A 15,132-nucleotide genomic window follows, 5' to 3' on the forward strand; every position below is an offset into this window, starting at 1 on the left:
CGTGGCTTCTCGGCCGACGGGCAGCCGGAATTCGACGCTCCGTTCTAAAGTGAAAAGCTAGCTTCAAGATCGCGATCTTGTCCTGCGAGGAGAATGTCCATGTTGCGCGCGGTACGTATTCCCGGGGGTTGGGTAGCGGCGGTCGCCCTCTTGGCCGCATGCACGGCGCTGGGGTGGTCGAGCACGGCTCCGGCTCAGGTCACGTTGGACAACGGCCGAGCCGTCGGCGGTGTGCTGATCGATGCCAACGGCTTGGTGCAGAGTGCATCGCCGGACGTTCTGCGGGAGGCGCGAAAGGTTTGGGAGGAGAACCTGGCCCAGCCTCCGCAGGCATTGGCGCAGGCTGCGCCCCGCCGCAGCATCTCGCTTCGCAAACTGGATGCCGAGCTTACTGCGTGCTTGCAAACCGGACGCCCCATTCCCGACGAAATCGCCCTGTTGGGCGGACTGACGCGAATCGAGTACGTGCTGGTCTACCCGGAACGGAACGATATCGTGCTGGTGGGACCTGCCGAAGGTTGGAAGTACAATGACCGCGGCGTCATCGTGGGAAGCGAATCGGGGCGGCCGATTCTGCTTTTGGATGACCTCATGACGGTGCTCCGCGCCGTCTTCGCTCCGCAACCTTCGGTCATCAGTTGCTCTATCGACCCGACGCCGGAAGGGGTTCGGGCGGTGAATGCGGTGACGCGGGGACTCCGCGGCCCCGTCAACCCCGCCGCCGTGGCGAAGATGAGCGCCCAGGCCGCCGGCCCGCAACAGGTCACGCTCAGCGGCATCCCGGCCGACAGTCATTTTGCCCGAGTTTTGGTCGCCGCCGACTACCGCATGAAGCGGATTTCGATGGGAGTGGATCCTTCGCCGGTTCCCGGTCTGACCAGTTTCGTATCGTTGGTGAAAGGGGCCTCCCGGGCGCCCGGCGGGCCCATGCCGCGTTGGTGGCTGGCCCCGGATTACGAACCGTTGCTGAAGGATGAAGCGGGCATGGCATGGAAGCTGCAAAAGGCCGCCGTCAAAACGATGGTGGAGGCCGACATCTACTCCGCCGAAGGGGTTAGGGAAAAGACCGTCGAGGCGGCGCCGGTCCATCGTCGCTGGGCCGAAATGATGACCGGCCACTACGAAAAGCTGGCCTTGGCGGAACCGGTGTTCGGCCAAGTTCGGAACTGCATGGATTTGGCGGTCGCGGCGGCGCTGATCCGCAACGAAAACCTGCTCGGCAAGGCTGGGCTGCAACTGCCCGGCCTGATCGGCCAAGAAGTCCCCACGGCCCAACTTCCCGCCCCCAAGGCAGTCCCGGCCGAGGCGGTCTTCGCCCGCGTCGGACAAAGCTGGATGTTCGTGACCGGCGGCGTGATGATCGATCCTTGGGAAATCGCGGGGCGGTCGCAAAACGACGCCTCGCTGGCAAACGCTCGGAATGAAATCGCTTATCCCGAGGGAGACGCCTGGTGGGCTAACTGAACCCACGTTCGGCGTCTGCCTCTCGCCCCGATCGCATGGGCGACCGACCAAGAGCATGCCGCCGTGTTGCACGGCGGCTTTTTTTCACGTCCAAGCACGGCTCGTTGCAAGCGTGAGGCCTTACCCTCGCCTCAAGTCGGAGATGGGAGCGCCGCCCTACCAGCCCGGCCGAACTTTCAGCCGCCTTGGTGAAAGATCAGAACATCCCCAGGGCGTCGCGGGCATCGTCCGACATGCGATCCGGCGTCCAGGGCGGCGAGAGCACCACCTCCACCGAGACCTCACCGACTTCCTCGCCCAACTGCCGCAGGACGTCCTTGACGTCGCGGACCATTTGCGGCCCGGAGGGGCAGGCGGGACTCGTCATGGTCATCTTCACGTGGATGTCGGTTTTCTCGTCTCGCGGCGTCACCTGTACCTCATAAATCAGGCCCAAGTCCACGACGTTGATGAACAGCTCGGGATCGGTCACCTGCTTGAGCGCCTCGAATACCGTCTGCTCGCAAATCGCCACGATCGGTGTTCCTTTCTTGCCGGGTGACGGGAGATGTGCGGACTGAACGATCGGTCGCGTCAGGATTCCTCATTCAGGCGGATCCAAACTTCGTCCCCGCGAACGATGACTTCATGGGCAGGCGTGGATTTGACCGCGGGCATCGTTTTGGCGTGTCCCGTGCGAATGTCGAATTGGGCTCCGTGGCGGGGACAAATGATCGTGTGACCCCGCAAATCCCCGTCCGCCAAGGGTCCGCCGTCGTGCGTGCATACGTCGTCGATGGCCCAGAACGTCCCCGAGACGTGAAACAAGGCGATGAACCGACCGTTGACCTCGAAGGCCGCCTTACCCGGGTCGGGTAATTCGGACTTCTTGCACACGAAAACAGGCTCTCCCATGGCATGCACCTTCCGTAAGACGGATTTCGGCCGGAGCGGCGCGCCCCGGCCAATCCCCCATCATATATTCGTTTTCCGATGCTCCCGCCGCCGAACGCTCAGCGATACTCACGGACCTTCCGGCCTATCACCTCCGCCAGCGCCTCGCGGACGCTGTCGATGGAAATTCTGTCGAAAACCTGCTGGAAGAAACCGGTGACGATCATCCGAGCGGCCTCCCGCTTGGTCAAGCCGCGGGTTTGAGCGTAGAAGATTTCCTCATCGTCCACCCGGCCGGCCGTCGCCCCGTGCGTGCAGCGAACGTCGTCGGCCAGAATCTCGAGACCGGGAATGCAGTCCGTTCGCACGCGATCGCTGAGGATGAGGTTATCGTTCCGCTGATAGCCGTCGGTCTTGACGGCTCCCTCATCCACGCGAATCATGCCCCGCCAAACCAGGTGCGATTGATCTTGCAGGGCGCCCTTGTACAAGAGATCGCTGCGGGTGAACGCTTGCTTGTGATGCTGCAACGTATGGTACGCCAAGTGCCGCCGGTTTTCGGTGAACATGACGCCGTTGACGATCGCCTCGGCATTCTTTCCGTCGAGAATCAAGTGCTGATTCACCTTGGCCAAAAAACCTCCCAAGGCCCCCAGCGTCCATTCCAAATACGCCCCCTGTTGCAGCACGGCCTTTTGATGGGCGAAATGCCAAACCGCATCGTTCCAGTTCTGGAGATTCACGAACCGCAGCTTGGCCCCGGGCTTGAGAACGATCTCGATTCCGCCGCAGTACAGTCCGCTCCCACTCGGATCGACGCTCGCCGTCTCGGAGACCAAGGTAGCCTCGGCCCCTTCCTCGAGGACAACCAATAAGTGACCCAGGTCGCTCTGGTCCGAACTTAAGGCGGAGAGCAGAAACAGCGGCTCATCGACCTTGACGCCGCGGGGGATGTAGCACAATCCGCCCCCCGTCCAAAAGGCCGCGTGCAAGGCCGCGAAGCGGTCGTAGCCCACGTCCAAGATGGAGAATAGATGCTCCCGGACCAATTCCTCGTGCGGTCCGCAGGCGGAATCCTCCAAGCAATCGAAAACCACACCCCGCGCGGCCCACTTGGGAGATAGTCGGCCCGAGACTTTCCGTCCGTTCAGCGTCAGCAATCGTCCCCCGGGAGCCAGAAGCGGTTCCAAGACGGAGGCCACTTGCGGCACGGACTCGGGGGCCGGACTCAGCGGCCCGAAACGATGCAAACGGAACATCCGCAAGGGCGTCCGCCGCCACTCCTCCATGCCGGAGTCGGGAAGCGGCAGGCGTTCGCAAATATCCATCGCCCGACGTCGTAGGGCGGAAAGCCACGCCGGCTGCTTGCGCGCGACGATCCGTTCTTCGAACTGATCGCGAGTGAAGCCTTGATCCGAGACCGCGGAAGAAGTCGAACTCATGTTTGAAGTTTCTCGGCTAAAAATGCGCCACTGGGGATGCTGCCTGATCAACGCCGCCGACAGCCTTGGAACTCGCAACGGCCGAGGCCTGGGCCGCGTTCGGGAATCAACCGCCGGGAACGGCCTCCGTCGCCCCGCTCAACCGACGCTCCCCTCCATTTGCAGCGAGATGAGCCGGTTCATTTCGACGGCGTATTCCATGGGCAATTCCTTCACCAACGGCTCGATGAAGCCGGCGACGATCATCGTTCCCGCCTCGGCCTCCGTCAAACCGCGGCTGCAAAGGTAGAAGAGCTGTTCCTCGCCGATCTTGGAGACGCTGGCCTCGTGACCGACCATCACGTCCTGCTCTTCCAATTCGATGTAGGGGTACGTATCGCTGCGGCTATGCGGATCGAGAATCAGGGCGTCGCACACGACGTTGGCCCTGGACTTCCTGGCCCCGCGGTCGATTCGGACCAGGCCGCGGTAGCTGGAGCGACCGCCGCCTTTGGAGATCGACTTGGAGACCACCCGGCTGGACGTGTGGGGAGCACAATGTACCACCTTGGAACCGGCGTCTTGATGCTGCCCGCGATTGGCGAAGGCGACCGAGAGGATTTCCGCCCGAGCACCCGGCTCCAACAAATACACGGCCGGATACTTCATCGTCAGGCGGCTGCCGAGGTTGCCGTCCACCCATTCCACCAAGGCGTCGCGATAAGCCGTGGCCCGCTTGGTGACCAGGTTGTAAATGTTGTTGGCCCAGTTCTGAATCGTGGTGTAACGCACCCGCGAGCCGGCCTTGGCGATCACCTCGACCACCGCCGAGTGCAGACTCTCGCTGCTGTAAGTGGGAGCGGTGCAACCTTCCACGTAATGGCAGGAGGCTCCCTCATCCACGATAATGAGCGTCCGCTCGAACTGGCCCATCTGGGCCGCGTTGATGCGGAAATAGGCCTGCAAGGGGAACTCGATGTGCACCCCCGGCGGAACATAGATAAACGAGCCGCCCGACCACACCGCCGAATTCAAGGCCGCGAATTTGTTGTCCGCGGGGGGAATGACGGTGGCGAAGTATTCTCGCACCAGGTCCGGGTAATCGCGAACCGCGGAGTCCATGTCCGTGAAGATCACGCCCTGCTTGGACAGGTCCTCGCGCAAAGAGCCGTAAACCACCTCGCTCTCGTACTGCGCCTTGACGCCCGCCAGGAATTTGCGTTCCGCCTCCGGAATACCCAGCCGCTCGAAGGTCTGCTTGATGTCCTCCGGCACTTCGTCCCAGGTGTGCCCTTGGCGGTCGGTGGGCTTGATGTAGTAGTAGATGTCCTGAAAATCGACGTCGATCTTGCCGCCCCAAGTGGGCAACGGCTTGGACTCGAAGATCTCCAGGGCCTTCAGGCGGAATTCCCGCATCCACGCGGGCTCGCCCTTCATCTCCGAAATCTCGGCCACGATGTCCGCGTCCAGGCCTTTCTTGGCCTTGAACACGTACCGTTCTTCGCTCCGAAAGTCGTACTTATTGACTTCGCCCAATAGCGCGCGCGTTTCAGGAGTCATGGACGCCTTCCTTCCGTTTAGGTCTCGCCGCGGCGAGACGCGATACCGGCGACGCTCGATCGCCGCGATCTGATCCACGCAACCGAATTCCCCTCGTCACCTCCGCGGGCCGCGGCGCGCCTAGCGCGCGGTTTGCTCCGCCAGCATGGAGGCCTCCTCGGCCGCTGCATCCGGATACTTCCGCCGAATCTCCTCGTAACCCGATGCGTGCAGATACTCGGCCAATTCCCGACCTCCGGTTTCGACGATCCGGCCGCCCAGCATCACGTGGGTAAAGTCCGGCGGATTGTGTTCCAACAAACGTTCATGGTGGGTGATGATCAACAGACCCATCTCGTGCCCGCCGATCTCGGCGATGCTTTGACTGGCGAGCCTCACGGCGTCCACATCCAGGCCGCTATCCGTCTCGTCGAGGACGGCGAAGCGGGGACGGAGCATGGCCATCTGAAGAATCTCCGCGCGCTTCATCTCTCCGCCCGAAAACCCTTCATTGACGTAGCGCCGCGCGAACTCGGGATCCATCCGCAATTGATCCATCTTTTCCCGCAATTCCTTGCGGAACTCCCGCATCGAAATCAGCTCTTCGCCCTCTTTCCGTTGCGGATTACGAATGTTGCTGACGGCGTGCCGCAAGAAGTCGGCGACTCGTACCCCGGGGATCGCCACCGGTCGTTGAAAGGCCATGAACAGGCCCATCCTGGCGCGTTCGTGCGGCTCCAACTCCACCAGGTTGACGCCGTCCAGCTCGATCCGCCCTTGAGTGACCTCATAACGCGGGTGCCCCATGAGGGCTAGGCCGAGGGTCGTCTTGCCCGAGCCGTTCGGCCCCATCAAGGCGTGCGTCTCGCCCCGTCGAATGCGGAGGTTCACGCCCTTCAGAATGGGCTTGCCATCCACGGAAACGTGCAGATCCATGACGGAAAGTACGTCGCGATTCATTTGCTCTTCACTCTTTGGTGATGAAAAACGAGTTCAACGTCTTGAACCGGAACGAAACCCGAGTGCTGCGGCAGCAGCGGTTGCGAATCCGCTAATGGCTGAGGCGAACCCTTGCGGGGTCGCGTGATCCGCCGGTTTTGGATCATCTCTTGCAGTCGCATCAGCCCTTCCAGCAAGGACTCCGGCCGTGGAGGACATCCCGGCACGTACACATCCACCGGAACGACCAAATCCACTCCCTTGACCACGTGGTACCCGTATTCGAAATACGGCCCGCCGCCCAACGTGCACGCCCCCATGGCAATCACGTATTTGGGTTCGGGCATCATCTCGTAGAGCCGGCGGACCCGACTCGCCATCTTGAACGTGACGGTACCCGCCACGATCATCAAATCCGACTGGCGCGGCGTGGCGCGAAAGGCCCCCGCTCCAAACCGATCGATATCGTAACGGCTCGCACCCGTCGCCATCATTTCGATGGCGCAGCAGGCCAAACCGAAGGTCATCGGCCAGAGACTCCCTTGCTTGGCCCAATTGACGGCCTGCTCCAGGCTGGTGATCACCAAGCCCTCTTCGTATCTTCCTTCAATCCAGGGTTGCGTCATTTGCGGATGACCTGTTCGGTATTTCTTCGGCGCTGGGAGCCGCCGAACGGATGGTGGGACGAACCGAGGGGCACACCGGCGTACGCCCGCTCCCGTACGCCAGTATAAATCAAGCGTCGGCCGGCTCAAACCGGCAGCAAGTCCCGCCGTCCAACCGGCATTCCGTGAGCTGCATATCGGTTCCCAGCAGTTCGGAAAGATATGCCAACTCGACCTGGCAGACGTCGCGGTCGCTCTCGGCCAGTTCCGGATAAGGACACGCCCGGGCGACCAAAGTCGGCAATCCGCGCGGACCTCTGGGAGCCTCGGCCACACCGAGCGCCCCCGCGACGCCCACGCCCACCCCGGCATCGCCGGCCCTCGCCTCAGCGCGACGCGTCTCACGGCCGCCCGCGGAAGAAGATCCCTCATGCCACATCTCGAAGGGAATTCTCCGCCCTTCGAGCAGGCGGATCAGTGATCGCATCCTTTCCAAGGTGCTTCCTCCCGAAATCTGGCCCTGGTAGAGCCTCGCCAGTTCCCTCGCCACGCCCCGCAACACTTGCTGCTTGACGGTTGGGTCCTGGATGCTCTGAACGCCGCGCCAAAGCGCCACCGCCAGGTCGGTAAAATTGGACCCCACCTGGAGCATACCCTTCCGGGTCAGCTTATACACGTGTCGCGGGCGTCCCCGGCCTTCCCGGACCGAATCTCGATCCACCGCCCCATCGGCAACCAGCCGCGAGAGCCGCTGACGGATGGCCGTGTCGGTAACTTGGAAGGACTCCGCCAACTCCGAGACCGTACACGGCCCCGAAACCCGAAGCAATTCCAGAATGTCCAGATCGGACTCACCGAAATTCCAGCTCATTCCGCGACCTCCGGGGCAAGCCGACCCATCCACCACCCAATTTAAGTAGTCGATCTGCACCGCAAGGGCGGATGCAGCCACATCGCGGTCATGTCCAACCCCTGCGACCGAAGCCCGTTGGTGACAATTCCCACCTGAAGCGACAATTCCCACCTGAAGCATCGTACGCATTAAATACATTTAAGGCAAGGACAATTGCACAAAATCATTCCCGACTCGGAGCCGAGAATTCACGTGATTCGGCTTGAGAATCGCTGACGGAATAGATTATTCTGGCTGTTTCGTACCGCAGATTCCCGCCGGACGCCGCGATCGTTGGGGCGACGGCCGGGTTTCGCGGCAGGCCTACGGCGTGCGCGCAGGGAGCGTCCTAGGCGGTGAGTCGGCCCACCTTCTCGCGAATGGGATTCGCACCGATGCTGGACTTCCGACCCAGAGACAGTTGGACGAGCCGAATCGGCGTCATCCTCGCCGTTACCGGAAGTGCGGTAGGGCTGGGCAATTTCCTGCGTTTCCCCGGTTTAGCCGCCAAATACGGCGGCGGGGCCTTCATGGTCGCCTATCTCTGCGCCTTCCTCCTCCTCGGCTTGCCCATCGCTTTTGCCGAGTGGTCCATGGGGCGTTACGGCGGGAGGCACGGTTTCAATTCCTCACCCGGCATCTATCGCCTGGTCTGGAGGAACCGCGTCGCCCCGTACTTCGGCATCCTGGCCATGATCGTCCCGGTCTGCATCTACATGTATTACGTCTACATCGAGGCCTGGTGTTTGGCCTATTCCGCTCGCTACCTGTTCGGAGCGATGGACTTCGGCGCCGATCCCGCCGGCTACGAACGGTTCTTCACTCACTTCGTGGGCATCCACGCCCACGGTGAATCCCTCAGCACCCCCGGTGAAGGCCTGCTCGGCTCCGCCGTCTTCTTTCTGATCCTCTGTTTCGTGCTCAATTTCACGTTGATCTACCGCGGCTTGAGCAAGGGTATCGAGTGGTTTTGCCGCTGGGCGATGCCCGCCCTGATCGTTTGTGCCGTCCTGGTGCTGATTCGCGTTTTGACGCTGGGCACGCCCGACCCCGCCAAGCCGGACCAAAACATCCTCAACGGCCTGGGATACATGTGGAACCCGGTCAAACCCGGCACCACTTTTTGGCAAGAACTGGCCAACGCCGAAATGTGGATGGCCGCCGCGGGACAGATTTTCTTCTCGCTCTCGGTCGGTTTCGGGATTATCATCACCTATGCCAGCTACGTTAAGAAGGACGACGACATCGCACTTTCCAGCTTGACCGCCTGCGCCGGCAACGAGTTTTGCGAGGTCGCCCTGGGCGGCTTGATCACGGTCCCCGCCGCGTTCGTGTTTCTCGGGCCGCAAGTGGTCCAGAATCCGCCCGGCACGTTCGGTCTGGGATTCATGGCCTTGCCTCACGTCTTCAGCCAGATGCCCCTGGGCAACGCAGTGGGGTTCCTATTCTTCTTTCTCCTGTTTCTGGCGGCGGTCACCAGCTCGCTTTCCATGCTGCAACCGGCGGTGGCCTTCCTAGAGGAGGGTTTGGGGCTGAATCGCAAGGCATCCGTCGCCCTGCTCGGCTTCATCACGGCCTTGGGATCGACCGGCGTCGTCTTCTTCTCCAAAGATTTAATCGCGCTGGACACCCTGGACTTTTGGATCGGCACGTTCTGCCTGTACGCCCTGGCGGCCTTTCAAACCGTTCTCTTCGGCTGGGTTCTTGGAGCCAAGACGGGCATGGAGGAGCTGCGGCGGGGCGCGGAAATCCACATCCCCGAGCTTTTCCGCTATGTCATCCAGTACGTTACCCCGGTCTATCTTTTCATTGTCTTCGGATTCTGGTTACGGCAGAATATCTTCGTCGGCACGGCGGATGATCAGCCGAACCGCCTGAGGCAACTCGTCACGGACCCGGTGGTGGCGGCCGTCATGATCTTCGTGGCAGCGGTGGCCGTTCTTTTCGGGATGTTCATCGCCCAAGCCGTTCGCAATTGGCGGCGCGCCGAAGCGGCCGGAGAGGAGGTGGCGATATGACGCTGGGCGGCTGGATTGTGATGAGTCTGTCGGTCGGCGGCGCCACGGTCCTCTTGGCGTGGTGCCTCTATAAAGTTCTGAGCAAGCCGGGCAGCGAACAACACCTCCACGGTCAAGTGGACATCCACACGCCCGACATGGACGCGCCCTAGCGCCGTTCGGCGGCGCTCAACCGGCGGCCGCCCCACGGCGCTGCGCCATTTTGGCGCGCACGGCATCCACGACGCCGGGCGGGAGAAAGCGCGACAGCTCCGCGTCGGAAGCCACCGGCGCGATCTCCTTGATGAGCGAGCTGGAGACGTGGGCCAGTTCGCCGTCGGCAATCATGAACAGCGTTTCCACGTCCGGAGCCAAACGCCGGTTGGCCATCATCATCGTCAATTCGGCGGCGATGTCGGTGATGGGGCGAACGCCGCGAATCATGACCCGGGCGCCGCATTCCCGCACGAAGTTGACCGCCAAACCGCGAAACGGGCGAATCTCCACGTTGGTCAAACTCTCGGTAGCTCGGCGGATCAACTCGATCCGCTCCTCAGCGTCGAACATCGGGTTTTTGTGGATGTTCACGCCGATCCCGACGATCAAACGGTCGAAGAGCCGGCTTGCCCGCTCCATCACATTCAGATGCCCCAGCGTCACCGGATCGAAAGAGCCGGGGTAGACCGCAACTCGAGGGTTCAGCTCGGACATGGAATACGTCCCAAACAGTGACGGCCTCCTCCCCTATCTTTTCGCATTCTACGAACACGCCGCGGCCCGCCGCAATGCCGCGCGATGACCGCCCCGACGATGGGCGCGGAACGACCTTAGCCGCGACTGCGAACGCCGCCCTGCTTTGGGACTCTGAACAAGCCTGCGGAGTGCAGCCTCAACTTCCTCGCAAGGATGGGGAGCCGACGCCCGACGCAGCGCCGGCTCGCTCCAACGCTCCGCCGGCACCGTGAAGAACGCAGGAAGCCGCACATCCGGCAAACTCGCCGAAGCAGCACTGCTTACGCGAATTCGCGGGGCCCCGTCAACGCTGCACGTCCAGCAGCCGGGGAGACGCAAAGCCTGGACCGAGCATCGCGAAAGCCGGCTAAACGGTGATCTGCGGCTTGTCCCCCTCGGGCGTTTCGTCGCTGTCGGGATCGAACCAGGCGGGGTCGAAATCGATCCGCAGCCCCTGCCTCGCCGCGATGTTCGTGGTCAGTGCGATGACCGCGTCCCCCAAGGCGACCTTGGGGTAGCATCGGGGATGAATCTCGGGATCGGTGGCATTGGGGTTCTTGCGAACGCACCAAGCCCAATGCTCGATCTCCTCTTTGTAGCCGCGGCTGACCTGGGCCGTGACCATGCCGCCCAGTCCCTCGGACTTTTTCTGAGCCGGTCCGCTGGCCTGCGTGTCGAGCGTCGGCCCGCCCTTGCCTTCGCTCACGCCCACACTGGCCGAGGTATCCGATCCGGCGTAGACCATGGCTTCCTGCTCCCGCTCCAAGATCAACGTCCCCTTGGTGCCGAAGACGATTTCGCCGTAGCCGCCGAATCCATTGCCGTTGATGGAGGCATATTGCACGCCGATCTTCTTCAGCTTGCCCAGCGGATCGTTGGGATCATAACCGGGCAGCGGAAATTCGATGATGCAGTAAACGTGGTCCTCAACCTCGCGATCGAGCGGGAAGAGGGGACGGTTGCCGGCCGCGGCCACGTTCAACGGCAACTGCTTTTGGCCGCCGTGCGCCGCGGCGATGAAGATGGAAGCGGCATCGAGTTGGTGGCTTCCCAGCTCGGCCATCAGGCCGCCGCCGGTCCGCTCCCATAACCGCCAACGGATCAACTCCTCGATGGCCGGCCGGAAATACCTCTGATCCCCCGCTTCCAACGTCTTGTCCTCGTAGCCGAACTCCTTGGCGGCCTCGATGATCTCCTTATCGGCGATTTGCGCGGCCTTTTGGGCGACCAGCTTGGCCCATTTTTCGGCCTCCTTCATCCGGCCGGCCTTTTCCGCATCGGCCAAGCTCCGCTTGTAGGACTCCAACTCGCGAATCAACCGCGTGCCCGTCGCATCGTCCGGTTTGGAGCCGGGAGGCAGAGGCTGGGCCCAACTATCGTTGCCGGGCAGATTTCCGCGATGCCACTGCGCCCGAATGTAGTGCAAATCTCCCAACAATCCCCGCCGGATGGTATCGGCCGCGTTTTCGTAAAGAATGTTGTAATGACGCTGGTGGCCGACGGCCAAATGCACGCCGGCCTGCTTGGCCAACCGTGCCATGTCTTTGCACTGGGAGACCCGCTGCGCCATCAGCTTTTCGCACAGCACGTGCTTGCCCAACTTCATGGCGGCGATGGCGGCGTCATCGTGCAGATGCAGCGGCAAACCGATGATCACCCCGTCGATGTTGTCCTTCTCGTTCTCCAGCAATTCCTCGAAGGGTCCGTATACGCGAACGTGTTTGCGGGCCTCGTCCTCGGTCTTCCAGCCGTACACGCCCATCAAACCGGGTCGCGCCGCCAGCGCCGCCTCGCTGTAGTGATCGCCGTGGAATGCCCGATGCACGTTGTACGGCCGAATATCGGCGATGGCCACGATCTCGACGAACTCCGGGTTGCACGCCCCGATCAAGACCTGACCTTCATCGCCGGTCCCCAAGACCGCCACGCGAATCGGCTTCCCGAGCGTGCTTTCGTAACCGAAGTAGAACGCTCCCAGACTTCCGCCCGCCGCCAGGCCGGTCAGTACGCCCGTCTGAATAAAATCCCGCCGCGTCACTTGGATGTTGTCGCCAACCACGCGGTTGAAATTAGCGATACCCGTTTGCCGTTCTTCCGGAGTCAAGTTCATGATTACGACCTTTTCGGGATAGCGATGGTTCGAGTCGCGGGAACTTCATCGAGTCGATTATCGTCCGCAGGGTCGCATCCTGTACGCGCGAAAGGGCGCGGTGCAGGAAGCGCCGAAGGCAACTACGCGGAGGCGGCCTCCTCACCGCTCTTCTTCGAAACCGGTTTGCAGCAACATCCGCACAGGTTGCGCATCGGCAAACAAACCCAGTGATACAGAAAATAATCCAACCCCGCCCAACGTCCGACCGGTAAGGCCGCCAAAGCCAGCAGGGCCATCATTTCCACGAAATTCTTGTCCACCAACAGGGCGTGCCCGACGATCTCCGGGGTCTTGGGGACGACGGTCGGCCAAGGCCATTGCGTCATCACGACGAAGGCCAGAAAACCTGCTCCGCCCAAGGCCGCCAGCCGGGTCAAGCACCCCGCCATCAGCCCCAACCCGATCAGCGTCAAGGAGTAAGTGACCGTCTTGTTCAATAGCTCGGACCGCGTGGCGACGAACGGGACGGGTACCGGCAAGTATTGCGTCTCGACCAGCGCGGCCTTGAGGCGGCCTCTGCCCTTTTGTTGCTGCGTCAACACTTCTTCATACAGGGCGGTCCAATAGTGGTCGCCCATGGCGTCCATAGCCCGCAGCCAACCGTTGACCTCCGCCCGCAAGGCTTGCTGCCGCTCCCAGAGCCTTTCTTTCTGGAAATGGGCACCCTGGTTTCGCGACCCTCTTTCCTCGCGTTGGAAGCGGTCCAAGCTATCGAAATAGCCCAAAATGGCCTGCTGATTCTCGGCCAGGTAAACCGCCAAACTTTGTTTGTAACGGTTGCAGATTTGCTCCGCCTGCCGCCGCTGCTTCTCATCCAGCCGATAATACGTGGCAAAACGATTGAGGGCCTTGTCCCATGCCCGTGTGTACGCAGGAGCCTGCACCGTCACCCCGCCCGACTCGCCCTTCACGACCTGGAGCCGTTGCCGGCCGTCGATGTCGGGGATCATGGCATAAAACACGGGCGCGAACGGACCTTTGGCCTGCGTCAGAAACGGCTCCGCGGAAAACGTGTCCGAGTTGGCGATCTTCCAAACGCCCTCGTACAGAAAATGCCAGCCGATGGTCACTCGCAACAGCACCAGGAGGACGACGGCCGTCAAACCGATTTGAAAGCTGGAGCGGTTCAGGACCAACCTCCTTCCGTATGCGATCGGCACAAGTCCGATCATCTGTGTACAGGCTGGAAACTCTCGCGATTCAAGGGAGCAGCGAGGTTCCGATAAATGGGGCAGGATGGCAAGAACAAGCCTCTATTGTATTTCCCGTCGCGATTTCCGCTACCGGGTCGACGGAATTTTTTCGCCGAATTTCTCGTTAACCAGGTCCCCCGCCGGTTAAGACGCAAAGCTAACCCGCGAATTTCGCCCAAACTCACACGTCCCCACATCCAAGCTCAGATATTTCGCCGGGGCAAGCGGATCCCTTCGAATTTTCGCGCCCATCCTCCAGCTCAAGGGAGGAACAGCGCTCACCCATTTTTGCCAGCCCGACTGGAGGCAATTGGGGTCTGCTGGGGGAAGTGTCTCCTATTTTTACGCCGCCACCCGCGCTGGGGTTCGACGCGTGTCGGTAGCAACGGAGACTACGCATCCTCAATGAGGCGTTGGAGTCGCGCGACCTGGATCCGGACGGCTTCCAAGTCGGGATTCAATTTCAGGGCGCGGTGGAAGGATTCCAGGGCCGAGACGGGATCCTGCAATTCGAGGTAGGCTTGCCCCAAGCCCGCCGCCGCGGCGAAGTGGTAGGGATTGAGTTCCAGCGTCGTACGGCAGTCGCGAATCGTCTCCGCGAAGTCGCCCAACGAAAAGTGGGCGATGGCCCGTTGATTGTAGGCCTCCGCAAAGTTGGGTTCCTTTTCGATCAAGCGCCCGGCCCGTTGAATCACCTCTTGATACCGGTGCGCGGCGTTCAATCGCACGATCCCGGTCAATTCCCGCTGCTGCGACTCGGAACCGAACCGCATCCAAACTTTACGGATGCTGGTCTCGGCCAAGACTCGGACGTTGCGATCCGGATCGGACAAAGCCTTCCCCAAGGCGGCGTTCGATTCGTAATCTCCCAGATAACCCAATGCCAAGGCGGCGGCGCGGCGGAGTTCGCGCATGGGATGCGCCAGCAGACGCTGGAGCGTACCCTGGGTGTATCGGCGACTGACTTCGTTGACGAAACGCGCCGTTTGCTGGTGTTTGAGGTATTCCTCGTAGACCAACCCGAGCAAGGCCGTGCGGGGAAGATTGCGAGACACCGGAGCGCTCCTGAAGAAAAGCCGATTCCACCAACCGAGGGTCGTCCAACGCCGTCAGCCGCAGCGCTTCGTGCCGTTTCGACCCGCGTTCACCGCCTGCCGCCGCGGCCGCTGCCATGCAAGCACCGCGCCGGTCCGGTTGGAACGGGCGGATGGATCCGAAGCATCCATCGCGGCGCAAGGCCCATTAGCCTCGATTGTAATCACCGGCAGCACTTAGTTCCAAAAGATTCCCTCAAGTTGCACGGCCGCGGTGCCGACACGAACCCG

14 protein-coding genes are annotated in these 15,132 nt (G+C 61.8%); 3 read left to right on the forward strand and 11 right to left on the reverse strand.

Features of this window, described 5'->3' with window-relative positions; translation table 11 throughout:
* The first annotated feature begins 99 nt into the window (after positions 1–99).
* Positions 100–1,464 (forward strand): DUF1598 domain-containing protein, encoded by a 1,365-nt coding sequence (locus ACZ5B4_RS09995; protein ID WP_464911083.1) that lies wholly within the window; start codon positions 100–102, stop codon positions 1,462–1,464.
* Positions 1,465–1,660: 196 nt separating this feature from the next.
* Here the strand turns inward: ACZ5B4_RS09995 and ACZ5B4_RS10000 are convergent, their stop codons facing one another.
* The 7 genes from ACZ5B4_RS10000 to ACZ5B4_RS10030 form a co-directional block, all read right to left on the reverse strand.
* Entirely contained in the window at positions 1,661–1,978 is a 318-nt protein-coding gene (locus ACZ5B4_RS10000) for a metal-sulfur cluster assembly factor (protein WP_464911084.1), read from the reverse strand.
* A 59-nt stretch (positions 1,979–2,037) separates the two neighbouring features.
* Complete coding sequence (locus ACZ5B4_RS10005) at positions 2,038–2,358, reverse strand: Rieske (2Fe-2S) protein (protein ID WP_464911085.1); 321 nt, start codon at positions 2,356–2,358, stop codon at positions 2,038–2,040.
* Between the two features lie 98 nt (positions 2,359–2,456).
* Positions 2,457–3,779 (reverse strand): Fe-S cluster assembly protein SufD, encoded by a 1,323-nt coding sequence (gene sufD / locus ACZ5B4_RS10010; protein WP_464911086.1) that lies wholly within the window; start codon positions 3,777–3,779, stop codon positions 2,457–2,459.
* Between the two features lie 138 nt (positions 3,780–3,917).
* Positions 3,918–5,318: a Fe-S cluster assembly protein SufB gene (sufB, locus tag ACZ5B4_RS10015; RefSeq protein WP_464911087.1), complete on the reverse strand. Its 1,401-nt coding sequence runs from the start codon at positions 5,316–5,318 to the stop codon at positions 3,918–3,920.
* Positions 5,319–5,438: 120 nt separating this feature from the next.
* Positions 5,439–6,257 (reverse strand): Fe-S cluster assembly ATPase SufC, encoded by an 819-nt coding sequence (gene sufC / locus ACZ5B4_RS10020; protein WP_464911088.1) that lies wholly within the window; start codon positions 6,255–6,257, stop codon positions 5,439–5,441.
* Positions 6,254–6,862: an NADH-quinone oxidoreductase subunit B gene (locus ACZ5B4_RS10025; RefSeq protein WP_464911089.1), complete on the reverse strand. Its 609-nt coding sequence runs from the start codon at positions 6,860–6,862 to the stop codon at positions 6,254–6,256. Before ACZ5B4_RS10025 ends, sufC begins: the two co-directional genes overlap by 4 nt.
* Positions 6,863–6,971: 109 nt before the next feature.
* A complete protein-coding gene (locus ACZ5B4_RS10030) occupies positions 6,972–7,712 on the reverse strand; it encodes a helix-turn-helix transcriptional regulator (RefSeq protein ID WP_464911090.1) in 741 nt (246 codons plus the stop codon).
* A 416-nt stretch (positions 7,713–8,128) separates the two neighbouring features.
* Here ACZ5B4_RS10030 and ACZ5B4_RS10035 point away from each other — a divergent pair, with 416 nt between their 5' ends.
* A complete protein-coding gene (locus ACZ5B4_RS10035) occupies positions 8,129–9,751 on the forward strand; it encodes a sodium-dependent transporter (protein WP_464911091.1) in 1,623 nt (540 codons plus the stop codon).
* On the forward strand, positions 9,748–9,903 hold the full coding sequence (locus tag ACZ5B4_RS10040; RefSeq protein ID WP_464911092.1) for a hypothetical protein: 156 nt from the start codon (positions 9,748–9,750) through the stop codon (positions 9,901–9,903). Before ACZ5B4_RS10035 ends, ACZ5B4_RS10040 begins: the two co-directional genes overlap by 4 nt.
* A 16-nt stretch (positions 9,904–9,919) precedes the next feature.
* Here ACZ5B4_RS10040 and coaD read toward each other — a convergent pair whose 3' ends face one another.
* The 4 genes from coaD to ACZ5B4_RS10060 form a co-directional block, all read right to left on the reverse strand.
* Complete coding sequence (coaD, locus tag ACZ5B4_RS10045) at positions 9,920–10,441, reverse strand: pantetheine-phosphate adenylyltransferase (protein WP_464911093.1); 522 nt, start codon at positions 10,439–10,441, stop codon at positions 9,920–9,922.
* A 388-nt stretch (positions 10,442–10,829) separates the two neighbouring features.
* The gene (locus tag ACZ5B4_RS10050) at positions 10,830–12,572 is read right to left on the reverse strand and encodes a Gfo/Idh/MocA family protein (RefSeq protein WP_464911094.1); all 1,743 of its coding nucleotides are present in this window, start codon (positions 12,570–12,572) and stop codon (positions 10,830–10,832) included.
* 122 nt (positions 12,573–12,694) lie between these two features.
* Complete coding sequence (locus tag ACZ5B4_RS10055; RefSeq protein WP_464911095.1) at positions 12,695–13,750, reverse strand: hypothetical protein; 1,056 nt, start codon at positions 13,748–13,750, stop codon at positions 12,695–12,697.
* Positions 13,751–14,199: 449 nt separating this feature from the next.
* Positions 14,200–14,862, reverse strand: coding sequence for a tetratricopeptide repeat protein (locus ACZ5B4_RS10060; RefSeq protein WP_464911096.1), 663 nt, complete (start codon positions 14,860–14,862; stop codon positions 14,200–14,202).
* Positions 14,863–15,132 lie beyond the last annotated feature (270 nt).

The organism is Thermogutta hypogea (assembly GCF_055386265.1).

Bases quoted from the DNA above. Each gene is read 5' to 3' on its own strand.
- ACZ5B4_RS10035 (WP_464911091.1), top strand. From the start codon at position 8,129: ATGCTGGACTTCCGACCCAGAGACAGTTGGACGAGCCGAATCGGCGTC.
- ACZ5B4_RS10025 (WP_464911089.1), bottom strand. From the start codon at position 6,862: ATGACGCAACCCTGGATTGAAGGAAGATACGAAGAGGGCTTGGTGATC.
- sufD (WP_464911086.1), bottom strand. From the start codon at position 3,779: ATGAGTTCGACTTCTTCCGCGGTCTCGGATCAAGGCTTCACTCGCGAT.
- sufB (WP_464911087.1), bottom strand. From the start codon at position 5,318: ATGACTCCTGAAACGCGCGCGCTATTGGGCGAAGTCAATAAGTACGAC.
- ACZ5B4_RS10050 (WP_464911094.1), bottom strand. From the start codon at position 12,572: ATGAACTTGACTCCGGAAGAACGGCAAACGGGTATCGCTAATTTCAAC.
- ACZ5B4_RS09995 (WP_464911083.1), top strand. From the start codon at position 100: ATGTTGCGCGCGGTACGTATTCCCGGGGGTTGGGTAGCGGCGGTCGCC.
- sufC (WP_464911088.1), bottom strand. From the start codon at position 6,257: ATGAATCGCGACGTACTTTCCGTCATGGATCTGCACGTTTCCGTGGAT.
- coaD (WP_464911093.1), bottom strand. From the start codon at position 10,441: ATGTCCGAGCTGAACCCTCGAGTTGCGGTCTACCCCGGCTCTTTCGAT.
- ACZ5B4_RS10040 (WP_464911092.1), top strand. From the start codon at position 9,748: ATGACGCTGGGCGGCTGGATTGTGATGAGTCTGTCGGTCGGCGGCGCC.
- ACZ5B4_RS10005 (WP_464911085.1), bottom strand. From the start codon at position 2,358: ATGGGAGAGCCTGTTTTCGTGTGCAAGAAGTCCGAATTACCCGACCCG.
- ACZ5B4_RS10030 (WP_464911090.1), bottom strand. From the start codon at position 7,712: ATGAGCTGGAATTTCGGTGAGTCCGATCTGGACATTCTGGAATTGCTT.